This is a genomic window from Kaistia hirudinis, assembly GCF_014196455.1.
Taxonomy (GTDB): domain Bacteria; phylum Pseudomonadota; class Alphaproteobacteria; order Rhizobiales; family Kaistiaceae; genus Kaistia; species Kaistia hirudinis.
The window spans coordinates 409,040-426,276 of record NZ_JACIDS010000004.1 but is presented as its reverse complement, the minus strand read 5'-3'; the positions used below and the strand labels follow the sequence as shown (position 1 = coordinate 426,276).

General features: G+C 67.4%; 19 protein-coding genes. 6 read left to right on the top strand and 13 right to left on the bottom strand.

The genetic code is table 11. The annotated features are described in order from the left end of the window. Nucleotides 1-121 precede the first annotated feature (121 nt). Nucleotides 122-1,765, top strand: coding sequence for an FGGY-family carbohydrate kinase (locus tag GGR25_RS16720; RefSeq protein ID WP_183399966.1), 1,644 nt, complete (start codon nucleotides 122-124; stop codon nucleotides 1,763-1,765). On the opposite strand, the gene GGR25_RS16715 is transcribed toward GGR25_RS16720, so the two are convergent. Both GGR25_RS16715 and soxR read right to left on the bottom strand, forming a co-directional pair. After that, nucleotides 1,762-3,231: an MFS transporter gene (locus GGR25_RS16715; RefSeq protein ID WP_183399965.1), complete on the bottom strand. Its 1,470-nt coding sequence runs from the start codon at nucleotides 3,229-3,231 to the stop codon at nucleotides 1,762-1,764. The genes GGR25_RS16720 and GGR25_RS16715 overlap by 4 nt on opposite strands. 105 nt (nucleotides 3,232-3,336) lie before the next feature. Further along, nucleotides 3,337-3,810 (bottom strand): redox-sensitive transcriptional activator SoxR, encoded by a 474-nt coding sequence (gene soxR, locus GGR25_RS16710; protein WP_183399964.1) that lies wholly within the window; start codon nucleotides 3,808-3,810, stop codon nucleotides 3,337-3,339. 375 nt (nucleotides 3,811-4,185) lie between these two features. Between soxR and GGR25_RS16705 the strand changes: the two genes are divergently transcribed. The 3 genes from GGR25_RS16705 to GGR25_RS16695 all read left to right on the top strand — a co-directional run bounded on the left by GGR25_RS16705 (nucleotide 4,186) and on the right by GGR25_RS16695 (nucleotide 6,888). Continuing rightward, entirely contained in the window at nucleotides 4,186-5,295 is a 1,110-nt protein-coding gene (locus tag GGR25_RS16705; protein WP_183399963.1) for a lactonase family protein, read from the top strand. Between the two features lie 39 nt (nucleotides 5,296-5,334). After that, on the top strand, nucleotides 5,335-6,447 hold the full coding sequence (locus GGR25_RS16700; protein WP_183399962.1) for a hypothetical protein: 1,113 nt from the start codon (nucleotides 5,335-5,337) through the stop codon (nucleotides 6,445-6,447). A gap of 90 nt (nucleotides 6,448-6,537) precedes the next feature. Further along, a complete protein-coding gene (locus tag GGR25_RS16695; RefSeq protein WP_183399961.1) occupies nucleotides 6,538-6,888 on the top strand; it encodes a RidA family protein in 351 nt (116 codons plus the stop codon). Between the two features lie 32 nt (nucleotides 6,889-6,920). On the opposite strand, the gene GGR25_RS16690 is transcribed toward GGR25_RS16695, so the two are convergent. The 6 genes from GGR25_RS16690 to GGR25_RS16665 all read right to left on the bottom strand — a co-directional run bounded on the left by GGR25_RS16690 (nucleotide 6,921) and on the right by GGR25_RS16665 (nucleotide 11,357). Further along, nucleotides 6,921-7,622, bottom strand: a complete 702-nt coding sequence (locus GGR25_RS16690; RefSeq protein WP_183399960.1) for a VIT1/CCC1 transporter family protein — start codon at nucleotides 7,620-7,622, stop codon at nucleotides 6,921-6,923. Nucleotides 7,623-7,724: 102 nt separating this feature from the next. Next, nucleotides 7,725-9,110 (bottom strand): sensor histidine kinase, encoded by a 1,386-nt coding sequence (locus GGR25_RS16685; RefSeq protein ID WP_183399959.1) that lies wholly within the window; start codon nucleotides 9,108-9,110, stop codon nucleotides 7,725-7,727. Continuing rightward, nucleotides 9,103-9,783, bottom strand: a complete 681-nt coding sequence (locus tag GGR25_RS16680) for a response regulator transcription factor (protein ID WP_183399958.1) — start codon at nucleotides 9,781-9,783, stop codon at nucleotides 9,103-9,105. The genes GGR25_RS16685 and GGR25_RS16680 overlap by 8 nt, the downstream gene beginning before the upstream one ends. Then, nucleotides 9,780-10,352 carry a cytochrome b/b6 domain-containing protein gene (locus GGR25_RS16675; RefSeq protein WP_183399957.1) on the bottom strand — a complete coding sequence of 191 codons (573 nt, stop codon included), beginning with the start codon at nucleotides 10,350-10,352 and terminating at the stop codon, nucleotides 9,780-9,782. Before GGR25_RS16675 ends, GGR25_RS16680 begins: the two co-directional genes overlap by 4 nt. An 8-nt stretch (nucleotides 10,353-10,360) precedes the next feature. After that, complete coding sequence (locus tag GGR25_RS16670) at nucleotides 10,361-10,630, bottom strand: PepSY domain-containing protein (RefSeq protein WP_183399956.1); 270 nt, start codon at nucleotides 10,628-10,630, stop codon at nucleotides 10,361-10,363. 100 nt (nucleotides 10,631-10,730) lie between these two features. Next, nucleotides 10,731-11,357 (bottom strand): LysE family transporter, encoded by a 627-nt coding sequence (locus tag GGR25_RS16665; RefSeq protein WP_183399955.1) that lies wholly within the window; start codon nucleotides 11,355-11,357, stop codon nucleotides 10,731-10,733. 177 nt (nucleotides 11,358-11,534) lie between these two features. Here GGR25_RS16665 and GGR25_RS24770 point away from each other — a divergent pair, with 177 nt between their 5' ends. Next, complete coding sequence (locus GGR25_RS24770; RefSeq protein ID WP_183399954.1) at nucleotides 11,535-12,119, top strand: amino acid synthesis family protein; 585 nt, start codon at nucleotides 11,535-11,537, stop codon at nucleotides 12,117-12,119. Next, on the top strand, nucleotides 12,116-12,700 hold the full coding sequence (locus tag GGR25_RS24765) for an amino acid synthesis family protein (protein ID WP_183399953.1): 585 nt from the start codon (nucleotides 12,116-12,118) through the stop codon (nucleotides 12,698-12,700). The genes GGR25_RS24770 and GGR25_RS24765 overlap by 4 nt, the downstream gene beginning before the upstream one ends. Nucleotides 12,701-12,740: 40 nt before the next feature. Here GGR25_RS24765 and GGR25_RS16650 read toward each other — a convergent pair whose 3' ends face one another. Genes GGR25_RS16650 through GGR25_RS16630 form a run of 5 tightly spaced genes read right to left on the bottom strand, consistent with a single transcriptional unit; the run spans nucleotide 12,741 to nucleotide 17,228 of the window. Continuing rightward, nucleotides 12,741-13,937 (bottom strand): amidohydrolase family protein, encoded by a 1,197-nt coding sequence (locus GGR25_RS16650; RefSeq protein WP_183399952.1) that lies wholly within the window; start codon nucleotides 13,935-13,937, stop codon nucleotides 12,741-12,743. A 44-nt stretch (nucleotides 13,938-13,981) separates the two neighbouring features. Continuing rightward, nucleotides 13,982-14,536, bottom strand: a complete 555-nt coding sequence (locus tag GGR25_RS16645) for a MarR family winged helix-turn-helix transcriptional regulator (protein WP_246409866.1) — start codon at nucleotides 14,534-14,536, stop codon at nucleotides 13,982-13,984. A 53-nt stretch (nucleotides 14,537-14,589) separates the two neighbouring features. After that, nucleotides 14,590-15,234 carry a cysteine hydrolase family protein gene (locus GGR25_RS16640; RefSeq protein WP_183399951.1) on the bottom strand — a complete coding sequence of 215 codons (645 nt, stop codon included), beginning with the start codon at nucleotides 15,232-15,234 and terminating at the stop codon, nucleotides 14,590-14,592. Nucleotides 15,235-15,255: 21 nt separating this feature from the next. Next, complete coding sequence (locus GGR25_RS16635) at nucleotides 15,256-16,203, bottom strand: nucleoside hydrolase (protein WP_183399950.1); 948 nt, start codon at nucleotides 16,201-16,203, stop codon at nucleotides 15,256-15,258. An 11-nt stretch (nucleotides 16,204-16,214) separates the two neighbouring features. Beyond that, nucleotides 16,215-17,228 carry a nucleoside hydrolase gene (locus GGR25_RS16630; RefSeq protein ID WP_183400337.1) on the bottom strand — a complete coding sequence of 338 codons (1,014 nt, stop codon included), beginning with the start codon at nucleotides 17,226-17,228 and terminating at the stop codon, nucleotides 16,215-16,217. Nucleotides 17,229-17,237 lie beyond the last annotated feature (9 nt).

Below are 17,237 nucleotides of genomic sequence, written 5' to 3'. Positions count from 1 at the left end.
ATCGATCATTCTTGCACAGGGCGAGCAAATCTGCGCGCCCCTTGACAGGCTCGCGCCGGAACGCTCCCGTGCAGGCAAGCCGGAGACCGGCAGCAAGGCAACCCAAGGGGAGTGAGCCGCCATGGCCTTCTTCATCGGCATCGATGTCGGCACCGGCAGTGCGCGCGCGGGCATTTTCGACGAGGCCGGCCGGCTGGTCGGATCGGCGAAGCGCGCGATCGCGATCTGGCACGAGGCCGGCGAGATCGTCGAGCAATCCTCGAGCGACATCTGGCGCGCCGTCTGTGAATCCGTCCGCGAGGCCGTGCAGGCGGCGTCCGTGACCGCCGACGAGATCGCCGGCATCGGCTTCGACGCCACCTGCTCGCTGGTCGCGATCGGCGAAGGCGGCGCGCCCGTCGCGGTCGGCCCGTCCGGCGATGCGGAGCGCAACATCATCGTCTGGATGGATCATCGCGCGCTGGACCAGACGCGGCGCATCAATGCGTCCGGGCACCGCGTGCTCTCCTATGTCGGCGGCGCCATCTCGCCGGAAATGGAAACGCCGAAGCTGCTCTGGCTGGCCGAGAACATGCCGCAGAGCTTCGCCGCGGCCGTGCATTTCTTCGATCTCGCCGACTGGCTGACCTATCGCGCCACCGGCAGCACGGCTCGCTCGACCTGCACGCTCACCTGCAAATGGACCTATCTCGCGCATGAGAAGCGCTTCGACGAAGGCTATTTCCGCCAGATCGGCCTCGGCATGCTGGCCGACGAGGGCTTCGCGCGGATCGGCACCGAGGTGGTCGAGCCCGGGACGCCGCTCGGCAAGGGCCTGAGCGCGGAGGCGGCGGCCGAACTCGGCCTCCGGCCCGGCATCGCCGTCGGCGCCGCGCTGATCGACGCCCATGCCGGCGGCCTCGGCTCGGTCGGCGGGCGCGACGCCTCGGGCGCTGCCACCGATGCCGCGCGCCAGCTCGCCTATATCTTCGGCACCTCGGCCTGCGCCATGGCGACCACCGCGGATCCCGAATTCGTCCCCGGCGTCTGGGGCCCCTATTTCTCGGCCATGCTGCCCGGCCTCTGGCTGAACGAAGGCGGCCAGTCCGCGGCGGGCGCCGCGATCGACCATCTCGTCACGCTGCACCCCGCGACGCCGGCCGCGCGGATCAAGGCGGGGGAAGAGGGACAGTCGCTCTTCGCCTATCTCGAGGAGCGCATCGCCGCGCTGGCCGACCGGATGGAGGAGACCGTGCGTCTCGCCGCCGAAATCCAGGTGGTGCCGGAATTCCTCGGCAATCGCTCGCCCAAGGCCGAGCCGGATGCGCGCGGCACGATCGCCGGGCTCGACCTTTCGGAAAACACCGACAGCCTCGCCCGCCTCTATCTCGCCGGCCTTTGCGGCCTTTCCTATGGCGCGCGGCAGATCGTCGAGGCGCTCGCCATCCAGGGCATCGAGATCGATACGATCGTGCTCTCGGGCGGCGCCGGGCAGAGCGCGCTGGTCCGCCAGACGCTGGCGGACGCGACCGGCCTCGTCGTCGCCGTGCCGGAAGCGCCAGAGCCCGTGCTGCTCGGCGCGGCGATCCTCGGCGCCGTCGCCGCGGGCCGCTTCGCCGGAACGGGCGAGGCGATCGAGGCGATGTCACGGCTCGGCAATGAATACCGGCCGGCCGGCGGCTTGTCGCGCCGGATCCATGACGCGAAATACGAGATCTTCCTGTCGCTGCAGGACGAAGACCGCCGCTCCCGGGCCCTCATCGGTTCCGTGCTGGCGGGCAGCTAGGACCGCGCGCCGGCGAGGCGGAGCAGCGGGCGGGCCAGCACGATGCTGGCCAGCGGCGCGAGGGCGAACAGGGCGAAGATCCAGAACGCCGCCTTCGATGCCCCCGCGACCCCGCCGGGATCGGCGACGCCGGCGACATTGGCGATCATGCCGGCCAGCGCCGCGCCGAGCGCCGCCGCGAACAGCTGGACCGTGGTCATGCCGCCGGAGGCGAGGTCCTGCTCATCCACAGGCGCGTGGCGATAGACCATGGTGACGAGGCCGGGCCAGGTCAGGCCGATGCCGAAACCGACCAGGATCAACCCGAGGCAGATCGGCGCGAGCCATTGCCAGGCGCCACCGCCGGGGACCGGCATCACGATGGCGAGCAGCACCAGGCCGGCCAGCAGGATCGGCGGCCCGATGATGAGCAGCCGGTCACCGCCGCGGCCCCGGAAACGCGGGCTCAGCAATGAGGCGGTCGACCAGCCGACGGCGACGAGCGCCGCGAGATAGCCGGCCCATAGCGGCGACTGGCCATGCAGCGTCTGGACGAGATAGGGCACGAAGATTTCGGGCTGCACCCCGGTCATCAGCAGTGCGATCATCAGATAGACGAGGCCGAGCGGCGCGCCGCGGCTGAACGAGCCGCGCGGCAGCAGCCGCGCCCCGCCGCTCCGCTCGATCACTACGATCAGCGCGATCAGCACCACCGCCGCCCCGAGGCCGGCGAGGTTCCACAGCAGCACGGGCGAGAGCGATCCGGCCGAGACGATCAGCACGGCCGCCGTCAGCAGCAGGATCTGCGCATAGGCGATCGGCGCGCGCTCCTCCTTGCCGGGGCTGGTGCGCGGCAGGCTGATGAAAGCGATCACGGCGAAGATGGCGATGACCGGCAGCAGCGACCAAAACGCTGCTCGCCAATCGCCGAATTCGGCGAAGATGCCGCCGATGGCCGGGCCGATCAGCGTCGCAATGCCGAACATCGCCCCGATCAGGCCGACCGCCCGCGCCCACAGCGCCGGCGGAAACACGAGCCGCGTCACGGCATAGGCGAGCGCATAGAGGAAGCCGCCGCCGAAACCCTGAATGCTGCGGCCAAGCAGCATCACCGCCATATCGTTGGCCAGTGACGCGACGATGGTGCCGGCAGCGAAGATCAGCAGCGAAACGCAATAGGCGCCGCGCGGACCGAGCGCCTTCAGGAGCTTCGCCGTCAGCGTTGCCGCCAGGATCGACGTCACGACGAAGAGCGTCGTCGCCCAGGCATAGAAGTCGAGGCCGCCAATATCGGCGACCACCGAAGGCATGACCGTGGTCGCGACATACATGTTGCAGGCATGCAGCACGACGCCACCGGCCAGCGCCGCCGAATAAATGCCGTTGCGCCCGGAAAAGAGCTGACCCCAGCGCCCGTCTTCATGTGCCGGATGATCCGTGCCGCCCTTCGCCGGGGCCTCGTTCGTGCTGGGGGAATCGCTCTGCATGTCAGTCCTCGCTTCGGCCACAGCTATGGCCAGACCGACGGTTCCGTACAACCTCAAGCATGGTTCAGGTCAAGTGGCTTTGCGGGACCAGAGGGGAATTCGTCGTCAGCGCGGCCCCGGAACGAGGCGGCGCGGCCCCGGTCCACTCTTGCCGAGCTGGTCATCGCTGTTGCGCAGCGGGCAATCCTCCAGCGACAGGCAACCGCAGCCGATGCAGCTCGTGATCTGGTCCCGGAGCTGCAGCAGGGCCACGATGCGGCCGTCGAGCAGGTCGCGCCAATCGCCCGCGAAGCGCTTCCAGTCGGCCGATCCGGGGACGCGATCATGCGGCAGGCCGTCCAGCGCCGCGCGCACCGCGGCGAGCGAAATGCCGGCGCTCTGGGCGATGCGGATGATGGCGATGCGGCGAAGGACCGAGCGGTGATAGCGCCGCTGATTGCCGCCCGTCCGCCAGCTTTCGATCAGCCCCTTCGTCTCGTAGAAATGCACGGTCGACACGGCGACGCCGCTGCGCCGCGCGACCTCGCCAACCGTCAGCACCGCGCCGCGGTGCCCCTGCTCGTCATCAACCTCAACCATGATTGATGTCTATCCCGCAGGTCCGGCCGGGGCAATCGCATGGTGTTCGCTTCGGGTGCCCGCGCGGATTTCTCTGCAAGACATCGATGCTCCGATTTCGCCCCAGTCTCCGCCGTCATCCCGTGCTCGACACGGGATCCATGCAGCCGAGGCGCGAGACGATCGGGGCCTCAGGCTGAATGGATCCCGGCGTCCGCCGGGATGACGGCGAACTGGACAGAGGTCGGAAACCGATCCCTGTCGCGCACCGCGTCTCTCACGGGCGCGCGCGACACCCCTGCCCCCGTTCCCATTCGCGCGCCGAGGCTCTACGAATGGGCGGGCCGACATCCGATCACCCGACGCCCTTCCCGAGCCTGCCCGAGGACTTCCCCCATGCCCGCCAAGACTTTCGCCTTCGTCGGAACGCTGAACCGCGCCATGCCCGACCTGCCGCCGGCCAAGGGCGCGGGCATCGCAACGTTCCGCTTCGACGAGGAGAGCGGGCGGATGACGCTCGCCAGCACCTTCGAGGGCGTCGACAATCCGAGCTTCCTCGCCGTCGACGCGGCGGGCCGTCACCTCTATGCGACGAGCGAACTCACCGGGCGCAATGAGGGGCTCATCACCGCCTTCGACATCGACCCGGAGACGGGGGCGCTCGACTACATCAACATGCGGCCGACGCTCGGCAGCGTCGCCTGCCATGTCTCGCTCGACCAGACGGGCCGCTATCTGTTCGCGGCCAATTTCACCGTCGCGCCGGAGGGCGCCCGGCCGGGGAAGGCGGTGACGGCCTATCAGGTCCGGGACGATGGCGGCATCTCGCCGCCGCTCGCGACCGTGGCGCATGAGGGCGTGGCGGCCGTGCTGCCCGTCGCCACGCGCTCGCATGCCCATCTGGCGCTCGCCAGCCCGGACAACCGCCATCTCCTCGTCGCCGATCTCGGCATCGACCGCGTGATGGCCTATCGCCTGCCGCCCGCGGGCGAGACGCTCGAACTCGCCGCCGCGCCGTTCGGCGCGCTGCCGCCGGGCAGCGGCCCGCGCCATCTCCTCTTCAATGCGAATGGCACGATCGTCTATGTGATCAACGAGCTCGGCAACACCATGGCCGTGTTCGACTATGACGCGGAAACCGCCGGGCTCGCGCTCCGCCAGGTGATCTCGACCCTGCCGGACGGCTATACCGCCACCTCCTATTGCGCCGAGCTGGCGCTTTCGCCGGACGGGCGCTTCCTCTATGGCACCAATCGCGGCCATGACAGCATCGTGCGCTTCGCCGTCGCACCGGACGGCACGCTCTCCCTGCCCGACTGGACCTCGACCGGCGGCCACTGGCCGCGCAACCTGACCTTCGACCCGTCGGGCCGCTTCCTGCTGGTCGCCAACCAGCATGGCGACAACATCGTGATCTTCCGCCAGGATCCCGTCACCGGCGGCCTGTCGCAGGTCGACGAGGTGCGCCACCCGACGCCGATGCGCCTCGTCTTCACCCGTCTCTGATCCATCCGGAACAACACAAGAAAAGCTCAAGGGGAAACCATGACCACCGCCGATTTTCATACCATCACCGCCAAGGGCATCAGCGCGACGCTGGATCTGCGCGTCGGCCATGTCCGCAGCCTCGTGATCGAGCGTGACGTCAAGCGGATCGAGCCGCTGCACAGCGCGCCCTGGGTCGACGATCCGGCGATCATCGGCGACGAGTCGCTGCTGCCGAATCTCCGCTTCCTCTCGGGCGATTTCTTCTGCGCGCCCTTCTCGACAGCCGATGTCGATGGAGCGCCGCCGCATGGCTGGCCGGCCAATTCGCGCTGGCGCCTGCTCGATGTCACCCCGCACGCAGCCGGCGGGACCACGGCCCGCTACGAACTGGAGCACGATGTCCTCGGCGCGCGCCTCGTCAAGGAATTCACGCTTCTCGACGGTCACCCCTTCCTCTATGAGCGCCACGTCTTCAGCGGCGGTGCCGGTGCACTGCCGGTCGCCAACCACGCCATGCTGCGTTTCGCCGCCGGCGGCACGCTCTCCTTCTCGCCGAAGCGCTTCGCCTTCACGCCCGCAACCGCGCTCGAACCCGATCCCGCGCAGGGTCGCTACGCCCTCGCCTATCCCGCCCGCTTCACCGACCTGGCCGCTGCGCCGCTCAAGAATGGCGGCACCGTCGACCTGACGCGTTATCCGATCGGCGACCGGCAGGAGGATTTCGCCGCGCTGGTCGAGGAAGCCACCGAGGGTCTCGGCTGGGCCACTGCGGCGCGCGCCGACCAGGGCGATCTGTTCCTGAGCCTTCGCAATGTCGCCGAGCTGCCGATCACCATGCTCTGGTTCTCGAATGGCGGTCGCGACTATGCACCCTGGAACGGCCGCCATGTCGGCGTGCTCGGCATCGAGGAGGGCCGTACCTTCGCCGGCGCCGGACACCGCGCCTCGATCAATCCGAACGCGCTGACGGAAGAGGGCATCCCGACCGCGCTCGAACTCGCCCCGGAGGGCGAAGCGAGCGTCGGGAACGTCATCGGCGCGGTGCCTCTGCCCGCCGGATGGGGAAAGATCGCGAGCATCGTCGCCAATGGCGGCCTGCTGGCCATCACGGGCGAAAGCGGCGAAAGGATCGAGCTGCCCTTCGACGCCGGCTTCCTCGGCACCCTCTAAAGAGGCGCATGCACCCTTGACCCGAAGGCGGCTGTCGCCGATAGGACGGCCGTCCAGGGACATCAACCTTCAGACTGCAAGGCATTCACGATGAGCACGATCACCCGTTTCGAGAGCGGCCCCCGCATGAGCCAGGCCGTGGTTCATGGCGACACGATCTACCTCGCCGGCCAGGTCGGCCCCACGGGCGAGACCGTTGCGGAGCAGACGGCGTCGGCGCTGGCCGAGGTCGATCGCCTGCTCGCGCTGACCGGCTCCGACAAGTCGCGCCTGCTGTCGGCGACGATCTGGCTCGCCGACGTCAATGATTTCGCCGAGATGAACTCGGTTTGGGACGCCTGGGTCGACAAGAATAACCCGCCGGCCCGTGCAACCGGCGAGGCGAAGCTCGCCGCACCGAAGTACAAGGTCGAGATCATCATCACGGCCGCCAAGGCCTGATCGGATCAGACTCTTCTTCGGAAGACGTTCGCTCAGACGACCGTTCCGAATACGGCGCCGATGCCGGCTGTAATCGCCATGGCGAGCGCGCCCCAGAAGGTCACCCGAACGGTGGCCTTCACGACATTCGCCCCGCCGGCCCGCGCACCGATCGCGCCGAGCAGCGCCAGGAAAGCGAGCGAGGCGATCGAGACCGCCGGCACGAGATAGGCCTTGGGCGCCAGCAGGGCCATGGCGAGCGGCATGGCCGCGCCGATCGAAAAGGTTGCCGCCGAGGTCAGCGCCGCCTGGATCGGCCGCGCCGCCGTGATCTCCGAGATGCCGAGCTCGTCGCGGGCATGCGCGCCGAGCGCGTCTTTCGCCATCAGCTGGATGGCGACCTCGCGCGCCAGAGCCGGGTCGAGGCCGCGCGCCTCGTAAATCCCTGCCAGCTCTTGTCTTTCCGCCTCGATATCGGTGGCGAGCTCCTTCTTCTCGCGCGCCAGATCCGCGTTCTCGGTATCCGACTGGCTGCTGACCGAGACATATTCGCCCGCCGCCATCGACATGGCGCCGGCCACCAGCCCGGCAACGCCGGCGAGCGCGATCTCGCCGGTTCCGGTCGCCGCCGCAGCGACGCCGACGATCAGGCTGGAGGTCGAGACGATGCCGTCATTGGCGCCGAGCACCGCGGCGCGAAGCCAGCCGATTCGCTGAACCAGATGGTTTTCGCGATGGGATAAAGCGCGTGGCATGTCAGCCTCCTTGGCCGCGGCATCCAGTCGATCGAGCCGCACAATCAATTGAAATCTTTTGCATTTTCGGCATCGAGCCAATGGGCTTCGCCCAAATCTACCCTAGCCGGCCTCTCCGCCCGATGACGGGCTCGGCGACGGCTCGCCGAAGACGATCCGCGCCGTCGTTCGTCGTCCGGGATCGACGTCGAAGATCAGGCGACCACCATGCAGCATCGCGATACGCCGCACGATCTCGAGCCCGATGCCGAGGCGATTGTCGGGCCGGGCCCCTGTCGCGTCGGCGCCGATTGCGGATGCCGGCACGCGCATGAGGCCGGCATCATCCTCGACCGCGATCTCCCGCCCCGGCCCGGCGCGGAGCAGGATGGCCGTTCCGGCCGGCGTGTGAGTCACCGCATTGGTCACGAGGTTGACGAGCGCATCCTCGATCAGCGCCCGGTCGCCCCGGAAAACCTGCCCGCCCTCGTCCTCGGCGAGGCCGATCGTATGACCGCGATCATAGACGAACGGCCCGATCGAGGTCGCGACATTGCGCACCAGCTGCGCCGGGTCCAGCGGCGCGAAGGCGGAGCGGCCGGTGGCCTCCAGCCGTCCGAGCGCCGTGATCTGGCCGACGAAGCGGGCGAGATCGTCGATATCCGCCTCCATGCGGCGGGCGTGGGGATGATCGATCGTCCCGAGTTCCAGCTTCAGCATGGCAAGCGGCGTGCGGATCTCATGCGCAACGGCGGTGGTGAAGAGCTTCTGTTCACGCATCAGGCCACCAATGCGGGCCAGCGCCCGATTGACCGCCTCGCCGAGTTCCGCGATCTCGCGCGGCAGTCCGGCCGTCTCGATCCGCTTTTCCGGATCGAGCGGATCGATCCGCTCCGCCTGCCGCGCCGCCTCCTTCAGCGGCCGCAGCGCCATAACGGTGGAGACGAGCGCGCCGCCGAGCACGAGGGCGAGCTGCAGCGACATCGGGATCGCCAGATGATCGACGAATTCATGGCCGATCGCGCGCCACATCGCCGTTTCCGTTCGGTCGATGACGGCGATCTCGATCGAGACGCGCTCGTCCCCCACCGTCACGGCACGCCCGCCGGCGACGGAGAGCGGCTTGCCATAGGAGAGAAGGCGCGACCACATGTCGGGCGGGTCGACCTGCTCGGGCAGCAGGTGCAGGATGCAGCGATCCTCGCAGTTCGAAAAGATCGTGTTGCCGTCGTCAGCGCGGATACGCGCGATATGTGTCGCCGGGTCGAGGCGATAGGCGATGGCCGCCTCCGGCAGATCGAAGCGGAGGACACCATCTTCGTCGTGCAGACCCGCAGCCAGCGCGACGGTCTCGCGCTCCACGATCAGCGAGCCGAGCTCGACATCGTCGAAATAATAGTCAGCGAAGACGATGACGACCTGAACGACCATGGCGAGCAGGGCGAACGCCATGATCCGGCGGGCCAGCGTCGCGATCAGAGCGGGCCTTGTGCCGCGGACTTCAGCCATTGCGGACTTCGCGCAGCAGATACCCCGCACCGCGCAGCGTCTCGATCGCGAGACCGGAATTGACGCCTTCCAGCCGCTTGCGCAGCCGTGAGACCGCGAGCTCGACCGCATTGGACGAAATCTCGTCGCCGAACTCCGACAGGTTCGCCTCGATCCGATCCTTGGGCACCACCGCGCCGGCATGGCGCAGCAGCAGCGCCGCGACGGAACGCTCGCGCGGCGACATGGCGATGATCTCGCCATCGCAGGTCAGCGTCGCGCTGACCGGATCGAACACGACGCGGCCGAACTCGATCGTCTCGGCGACGCGCCCGGGCGCGCGCCGCAGGACGGCACGGCAGCGGGCGAGCAGTTCGAAATGGTTGAACGGCTTCACGAGATAGTCGTCGGCACCGGCGTCGAGCCCGGCGATCCGCTCGTCGACGGCGCCGCGCGCGGTGATCACCATGATCGGCAGGCTCAGCCCCTTGCCCCGCAGCCTGCGGACGAGATCGAGCCCGTCGCCATCGGGAAGGCCGAGGTCGACGAGCACGAGATCGTATTCCGACACCGCGACGGCGGCGAGCGCCTCGCCGAGGCTCGCCACCGCATCGACGCGCCAATCCGCCTGGTGAATCGAGTCGGCCAGGAGTTCGCGAAGCCGAAGACTGTCCTCGACCAGCAGTACTTTCATGCGCGCTTGCGGCCCGTTACCATGGAGAGCACGAGATTTTCACGGTGGCGCCAGCTCTCGATGATCGCGGCCGCCGCATGCAGGAGCGCCAGAACGAGGATCGAATTGGCGAGCGCGCCGTGCACTTCTTCCAGCCACTCTTCGCCCCAGAACGCATCCAGCCCCATCATCCAGCCTGTCAAGCATACGCTCGCCAGCAGAAGCATGAGAAGCAGCATCATGGCGCCGCCGGCGGGATTGTGGCCGACATAGCGCGGCTCGCGCCCGCGCATCAGATCGCGCAGATAGGGCAGGATGCGCGACGGCGTCGGGAAGAAGTCGGTAAAGCGCGCATGGCGCGTGCCGACGAAGCCCCAGAGGAAGCGGAGCGCCAGCATGACGGCCACGACATAGCCGACGAAGCGGTGCGCCGTCTCGCCCTCCTCGAGGACGAAGAGGTTCAGCACGCAGGCCGTGACGATCGTCCAGTGGAAGATGCGCACGACCGGGTCCCAGACGGCAATCGTGCTCGCCCCTTTCGGGGCGAGCACGACGTCGGCAGAGGACGAGTGGGGCTCGATTTTCCTCATTGCCGAACTCATTCCTTGACGATCGAGCCGTCGACCGGATTGAAGTAGACTTCAGCCTTCTTGTTGTTCTTGTCGTAGCCATAGATCTCGTAGCACGAGCCCGAAACCTTGAAGGTCTTGATCTTCTGGTATCCGAGCTCGGCGATCTTCGCCTTCATGGCGTCTTCGCTCATCCAGGCCGACTTCGGCTCCTTGGTGCAGACCGGATCTGCAAAGGCCGCGCCGGCTCCGAGAACGATCGACGTGCCCGTGAGGGCGAGGAGAAGGGCAATACGCATCAAGTGCTCCAGTTTTCCTGACCGCCGCATCGTGGCGACGGGGGCAATCTGGACGATCAACCTGTCCGCTCGCTGTCAGGAGACGCGCAAGCATCTGCCTTCAGCGCGAGTCAATGAGAAGCCTGAGGCCGAGCAGGCCGATCACGGCCCCGGCGGCGCGGTCGATAATGGTCCGCGCCCGCAGATAAAGCGCGCGCGGGCGCGCCGATGAAAAGGCGAAGGCCACGATCGCGTACCAGGCCGTCTCCTGGACGAAGATCAGGACCGGAAGGACGAGCGCGAGCCATAGCGGATAGTCGGCCGGCAGCAGCGCGGCAAACACGGCCCCGAATACGGCGACGATCTTGGGATTGCTGAACTGCGTCAGCAGGCCGAGCGAAAACGAGCGCAGCGGCGCCGAACGGCTGCCCCCGTCACCGGCCATGGCTTCCAGCGGCGCGCTCGCGCCGAGCCAGATCCGGACGCCGAGATAGACGAGATAGAGACCGCCCGCGATCTTCAGCGCCCAGTAGAGACCGGCCGCCTCGGTCATCAGCGCGCGAAGGCCGAGCAGCGCCAGCGCGCCGAAGGTCATGGCGCCGACGCCCATGCCGACCGCCGCCGCCAGCCCGTCGACGCGGGAGCGGGCAACCGATGTCCGCACGACGAAGACGAAGCTCGGGCCCGGGCTTATCGCGCCGACAAGCAGGGCACCCAGGATGGCGAACAGGGAGGCGAGAGGCGACACGGCGGCGAACTCTGCGGACGGATTGCATACGATAGAAGATCGGAAATCACGATCCAAGCCTCGAAACGCATGGCTGAGCCACGCGCTTCTTGACACCGCGACTGCGAGACCAGATTGTTGATGGTCTAACAAGTTTGCGCAGCATGGACTGCGTCCCCAGCCGAACCAGGAAGCGTCATGGCCGACATCAAGGTCAGGAAATTCGTCACCATCGTCGAGGAAATCCTGCATGAAGGCGGCCCGCCGGCGGCGCATCCGCCGAAGCGTGCGGCGATCGCGGCGGTGATCGAGAATCCCTATGCCGGCGCCTATCATGAGGACATTACGGGGCTGATGGACGATCTGAAGCCGCTCGGCGTCGACATGGCCAAGCGGCTGGTCGCGGCGCTCGGCGGCGATCCCAAGGTCGTCGAGGGCTATGGCAAGGGCGCGATCGTCGGCGAGGCGGGCGAGCTCGAGCATGGTGCGCTCTGGCATGTGCCGGGCGGCTATTCGATGCGCGAGGTGCTCGGTGGCGCCAAGGCGATCGTTCCGTCGTCGAAGAAGGTCGGCGGGCTCGGCACGCGCATCGACATTCCGGTCACCCATATCAACGCCTCCTATGTGCGCTCGCATTTCGACGCCTTCGAGATCGGCATCGGCGACGCGCCGCGGCGAAACGAGATCGTGCTCGTTCTGGTGATGACGACCGGACCGCGCGTCCATGCGCGCGTCGGCGGCCTCACGGTGGACGGCATCTCGGCCGGGGACGGCCTCCGGTGAGCGCCAAGATCCGCAAGATCGTCACGATCCTCGAAGAGACGCTGATCGAGGGCGGCGAGCCGGTCTCGCCGCCGACCCGGCGCGCGGCGGCGATCGCCGTGATCGAGAACCCCTATGCCGGCCGCTATGTCGAGGATCTGACGCCGCTCTATGAGATCGGCGACGAACTCGGTACGCTGCTCTCGGCGCGCGCCGTGGCGGCACTCGGCATTCCCGGCCCTCAGGTCGAGAGCTTCGGCAAGGCGGCCGCCGTCGGCGCCGAGGGCGAACTCGAACATGCGGCGGCGCTGCTGCATCCCAAGATCGGCGCGCCGCTCCGCCGTGCGCTCGGCAAAGGTGCGGCACTCATTCCCTCGTCCAAGAAGCGCGCCGCCCCCGGCTCGACCTTCGACATTCCGCTCGGCCACAAGGATGCGGCCTATGTCCGCTCGCATTTCGACGGCATGGAAGTCCATGTCTCGGACGCGCCGCGCGAGAACGAAGTCGCCGTGGCGATCGCCGTGACGGATTCGGGACGGCCCCATCCCCGCGTCGGCGGTCTGCAGAAGAGCGAGATCAAGGGCGAGGACGGGCTGCGGTAGTCAGCCCGAGCCCCGCTCGAAGGCAGGGCCCGGGAAAGAACTACCCTACGACCTCGGCCATGGTGTTCGCCGGCGGCGTGTTGCGCGAGCGGCCCGTCCGCACGACGCCGTCGATGACGGTCATCGAGATGCCCGGCAGGTCGCCGAGCTTGACGGCCTCCAGCATGGTCGCGCCGGCCGAATGCTGCGGCTTGTCCATCAGCACGAAATCCGCGGAGCGGCCGATCTCGATCAGGCCGCAGTCGAGATCGCGCATGCGCGCCGTATTGCCGGTCGCGAAGCAGAAGGCTATTTCCGGCGCGATGTCGGTGAGCGAAGCGAGCATCGAGATGGTGCGCAGGATGCCGAGCGGCTGCACGCCGGAGCCGGCCGGCGCATCGGTCCCGAGAACGATGCGCTCGAGCTGGCCGAGTTCGCGCGCTGTGTTGAGCGCGAGCAGCGCCGCGCGCAGATTGCCGTTGTGGACGATCTCGAGGCCGCGGCCGCAGCTTTCGCACAGGCAAACGATCTGGTCGTCCGGCAGCGCCGTGTGACCGCCATTGATATGGCCGATGACATCGGTGTCGGCGGCGAGCACGATGTCCTTGTCGATCAGGCCGGAGCCGGGGATCGACGGTCCGCCGGTATGGATGATCGACTTCATGCCGTATTTGCGCGCCCAGGCCACCATCTGGCGCGCCGTCTCGCCATCCTTGACCGAGCCGAGGCCGACCTCGCCGAGCATCGTCACGCCGGCCCGGGCGAGTTCGGCGAAATCCTCCTCGACCATCCCCTTCTCGATCACCGGCGCGCCGGCATGCACCTTCACGCCCGACGGACGGAAGGCGGAGAACTGGCGCTGCGCCGAGATGGCGAGCGCCTTGAGCCCGATGATGTCGGTCGGACGACCCGGCGTATGCACCTCGCCAGCCGAGATCATGGTCGTGACCCCGCCATGCAGGCAGGAATCGATCCAGCCGAGCTGGTTCTGGCGCGGCGTCCAATCGCCGGCGACAGGATGGACATGACTGTCGATGAGGCCGGGCGTCAGCGTCGATCCGCGCGCATCGACGCGCGTCGTCGCACCCTCGAGATCGATATCCCCGCCGTGTCCGAAGGCGACGATCTTGCCGTCGATCGCGACGACCGTATCGCCATCGAGGATGGGATTGCCGAGATCGCCGGAAAGGATGAGGCCGATATTCTCGATGACGAGTTTGGTCGGACCCGCCGGGCCGGTCGGGGCGTCGTGACTCATATTCAGTCCTTTCCGTCAGTGACCGCCGGGGAGGCGGCGGCCCGTTAGTCTCCGGGCGCGATGTCTTCGCCGTCCGCAACTCTGTGCAGCATTTCCATGAACAGCGCGCGCTCGCTCGGCTTGAGCGGCGCCAGCACGCGCCGGCCGACCTCGACGCTCTTGACGAGCAGCGGTGCGGTGTAGTCCATCCCCGCCTTCGTCAGGCGGATGATGGTGAGGCGCTGATCCTCCGGCGAGGCGTAGCGCTGGACCAGCCCGTGCTTCAGCAGCTTGCGGATGACGATGCTGATCGTGGACGGGTCCATCGCGGTCAGCCGGCCGAGCTGGTTCTGCGACAGTTCGCCATGCTTCATGATCGTGGCGAGGGCGGCCATCTGCGTCGGCGTCAGGTCGTGCTCGCCCATCACCTCCTGGAAGCGCATGGTCGCGCGCTGATGGGCACGGCGGATGATATGCGCGGCGTGCTCGCCGAGGTCATAGGCCGATGCCTCATAGAGCTGCTTGGCGCGCTCCATGAGGTCGAGGTCCGCTGAGGCATCGGGCCAGACATCCCGTCCGGCTATTTCCGACGCCGCAACATTCCCTTCATTCGATGCCATGCGGCTCACTCGCCTCTCTTCTCTGTCCGCGGCATGTGCGCCGCCCGCCGCCCTCAGGCCGCGATGGTATGGTTCTCGATGATCGTCCCCGACGTCAGCCCGGCGACGACGGAAGCCGCATCGCTCACCACGCCGAAATGCGTCGCGATGTCATAGAGCGTCGATTCCTGCTCGCGGGGCCCCGTCGCCGCGCAGCAATCGCGCGGAACGACGACTTCATAGCCGTGGAAGAAGGCGTCGTGAACCGTCGAGCGCACGCAGATATTGGTGACGACGCCGAACACCACGAGCTGATGGATATGCATGTCCTTCAACACCAGATCGAGGTCGGTCTGGAAGAAGCTGGAATAACGGCGCTTGATGATGTGGATCTCGTCGTCGCGCGCGCCGAGATCCTCGATGATCTCGGTCGCCCAGGTTCCCTCTTCGCCATGCGGCTTGCGCTTCAGATGCTCCCGGTCGCGACGCATGTTGCGGCGGTGACTGTCATGCACCCAGAGCACCGCCGCGCCGGCCTCGCGCGCCGCATCGATCACGGCGAGCTGCGGCGGCACCAGCACCTCGTAGCCCGGCAGCACCATCTTGCCGCCCGGCTTGCAGAACTCGTTGATCATGTCGACCACGATCACGGCGGTGTGGGCCGGATGAAGCTTGATCTGTTCGGAATGGTGGTGGGCCGAGAAGACGTCGATGGACATGGCGGATTCTCCTCTGATGGATCAGTCGCGCAGCAGCGAATACAGCAGGTCGAAGAAGCGGTCGGCATCGACCTCCTTGCAGATCTCCGCATTCGGCGGCAGGCCGCGCTCGTTCCAGAAATCGGCGACGGTGGCGCCGAAGGTGTAGGTGCCCGAGAGATCGACGCCGATATGGGCCGGGCGCGTGCGCACCAGCGTCGGGTCGATGATCAGAGCGAGAGCGAGCGGGTCGTGCAGGGCGCCGCCGACGCCCATCGAGTTGCGATGCAGCTTCTCGTAGAACAGCAGCCAGTCGTTCACGACGCGGCCGAGTTCCGTGTCGATCTTGCGGAACTCGGCATATTGCTCCTCTTCGACCAGCACCTGCATGGTAACGTCGAGGCCGACCATGGTCAGCTTCACGCCGGAATCGAGCACGATCCGCAGCGCCTCGGGGTCGCAGAAGGCGTTGAATTCCGTCGGCGTGATGATCTCGCTCTTGCGCCAGAAGACGCCGCCCATCCAGGTGATGTCTTTGATCTTCGGCAACAGCTCGGGATATTTCAGGATGAACAGGCCGATATTGCACAGCGGTCCGGTCGCGACGATGCGCAGCGGCTCGTCCCGCTCCCGGAGCGTCTTGGCGATGAAATCGACCGCATGCAGCGGCTCGACGGTCTTCGTCGCCATCGGCAGATAGGGCGAGCCTTCGAGCCCGCTCGGGCCGTCGGCCGTGCCGAGCACCAGCGGGCGCGCCAGCGGGCGATAGCAGCCGGCCGCGACCGGCACGTCGCCGGCGCCGATGAATTCGAGGATGCGCAGCGCATTCGACACGCATTTGTCGAGTTCGGCATTGCCGCAGGTCACGGTCACGCCGAGCAGGTCGACGGCCTTTGAGCGATGCGCCATGACGAGCGCGATCGCGTCGTCATGGCCGGGATCGCAGTCGAGAATGATCGGCGTCGGGCGGGTCTCTGGGGTCAGGCTCATCGGATCCGTCCTCACGCCGCCGTGCCGTAAAGGGCAATGGTTTCCTTGAACAGCTTCATGAAGCGCCGTCCGTCGATATCGGTGCAGATGCGGGTCGTCTTCGGCCCGCCGCCGGGCAGAAGCTGACGGCCGCGATAGGCAACCGTCTGGCCACGCGCGAGCCGTCCGTCGAGGACGATGTCGCAGAATAGCGGTTCGGTCATGGTGCAGAGCGTCGGATCGAAGGCGAGCGCGACGGTGATGATGTCGTCCATCGGGAAGCCGACGAGATCGAAGAACTCACGCCAGATGTCGATATAGATCGGGAAGCGATCCTGCATCATGTCGCGCACCGGATGGGCCGGCGCGGCGTCGAGCAGATCGGCGAGATCGTCGCGCGTCAGCATCGAGGCGGCGGCGCGATTGTCCTCGCACACGTCGAGCGGCACCAGGATCGTCTCGACGCCCTGGTTCAGCACGACGCGCGCGGCCTCGGCATCGGCCCAGATATTGTATTCGCTGAGCGGCGTGATGTTGCCGGGCGTAACGAAATTGCCGCCGAGCAGGCACATGCGCTTCACATTGGCCGCGAGGCGCGGCTCCTGCAGAAAGGCCATGGCGAGATTGGTCATCGGCCCGGTCGCGACCAGCGTGATCTCGCCGGGCGACGCCATGACGGTGTCGATGATGAAATCGGCTGCATGCTTGTCGAGGACGGGATGGGTCGGCGTCGGCGCCGGCGGATTGAACTTCTTCAGCCGCTCGCCGAAGCGTGCGACGAGGCGCTTTTCGAAATGGACCGGCGCCTGCATGTCCTCCTTCGAATTGCCGACGATCGGGCGCCACGCGCCCTTGGCGACCGGGATATCCTCGCGGCCCGCCAGCGTCAGCGTGTTGAGGACGACATTGGTCACCTGCTCGATCGGACCGGCGGCGCCGGTGCAGGTCGTGACGCCTTCGAGCTTCACCGAGGGCGACACGGCGGCGAAGAGCACCGCCAAGATGTCGTCTCCGGCCGAATCCACATCGAGAATGATACGTTCCATCATGTCCTC

Coding starts and splice junctions, on each gene's coding strand:
- GGR25_RS16650 (WP_183399952.1), bottom strand. CDS start 13,937: ATGAGTCACGACGCCCCGACCGGCCCGGCGGGTCCGACCAAACTCGTC.
- GGR25_RS16685 (WP_183399959.1), bottom strand. CDS start 9,110: ATGGCTGAAGTCCGCGGCACAAGGCCCGCTCTGATCGCGACGCTGGCC.
- GGR25_RS16670 (WP_183399956.1), bottom strand. CDS start 10,630: ATGCGTATTGCCCTTCTCCTCGCCCTCACGGGCACGTCGATCGTTCTC.
- GGR25_RS16630 (WP_183400337.1), bottom strand. CDS start 17,228: ATGGAACGTATCATTCTCGATGTGGATTCGGCCGGAGACGACATCTTG.
- GGR25_RS16695 (WP_183399961.1), top strand. CDS start 6,538: ATGAGCACGATCACCCGTTTCGAGAGCGGCCCCCGCATGAGCCAGGCC.
- soxR (WP_183399964.1), bottom strand. CDS start 3,810: ATGGTTGAGGTTGATGACGAGCAGGGGCACCGCGGCGCGGTGCTGACG.
- GGR25_RS16680 (WP_183399958.1), bottom strand. CDS start 9,783: ATGAAAGTACTGCTGGTCGAGGACAGTCTTCGGCTTCGCGAACTCCTG.
- GGR25_RS16645 (WP_246409866.1), bottom strand. CDS start 14,536: ATGGCATCGAATGAAGGGAATGTTGCGGCGTCGGAAATAGCCGGACGG.
- GGR25_RS16700 (WP_183399962.1), top strand. CDS start 5,335: ATGACCACCGCCGATTTTCATACCATCACCGCCAAGGGCATCAGCGCG.
- GGR25_RS16720 (WP_183399966.1), top strand. CDS start 122: ATGGCCTTCTTCATCGGCATCGATGTCGGCACCGGCAGTGCGCGCGCG.
- GGR25_RS16675 (WP_183399957.1), bottom strand. CDS start 10,352: ATGAGGAAAATCGAGCCCCACTCGTCCTCTGCCGACGTCGTGCTCGCC.
- GGR25_RS24770 (WP_183399954.1), top strand. CDS start 11,535: ATGGCCGACATCAAGGTCAGGAAATTCGTCACCATCGTCGAGGAAATC.
- GGR25_RS16640 (WP_183399951.1), bottom strand. CDS start 15,234: ATGTCCATCGACGTCTTCTCGGCCCACCACCATTCCGAACAGATCAAG.
- GGR25_RS16690 (WP_183399960.1), bottom strand. CDS start 7,622: ATGCCACGCGCTTTATCCCATCGCGAAAACCATCTGGTTCAGCGAATC.
- GGR25_RS16715 (WP_183399965.1), bottom strand. CDS start 3,231: ATGCAGAGCGATTCCCCCAGCACGAACGAGGCCCCGGCGAAGGGCGGC.
- GGR25_RS16635 (WP_183399950.1), bottom strand. CDS start 16,203: ATGAGCCTGACCCCAGAGACCCGCCCGACGCCGATCATTCTCGACTGC.
- GGR25_RS16705 (WP_183399963.1), top strand. CDS start 4,186: ATGCCCGCCAAGACTTTCGCCTTCGTCGGAACGCTGAACCGCGCCATG.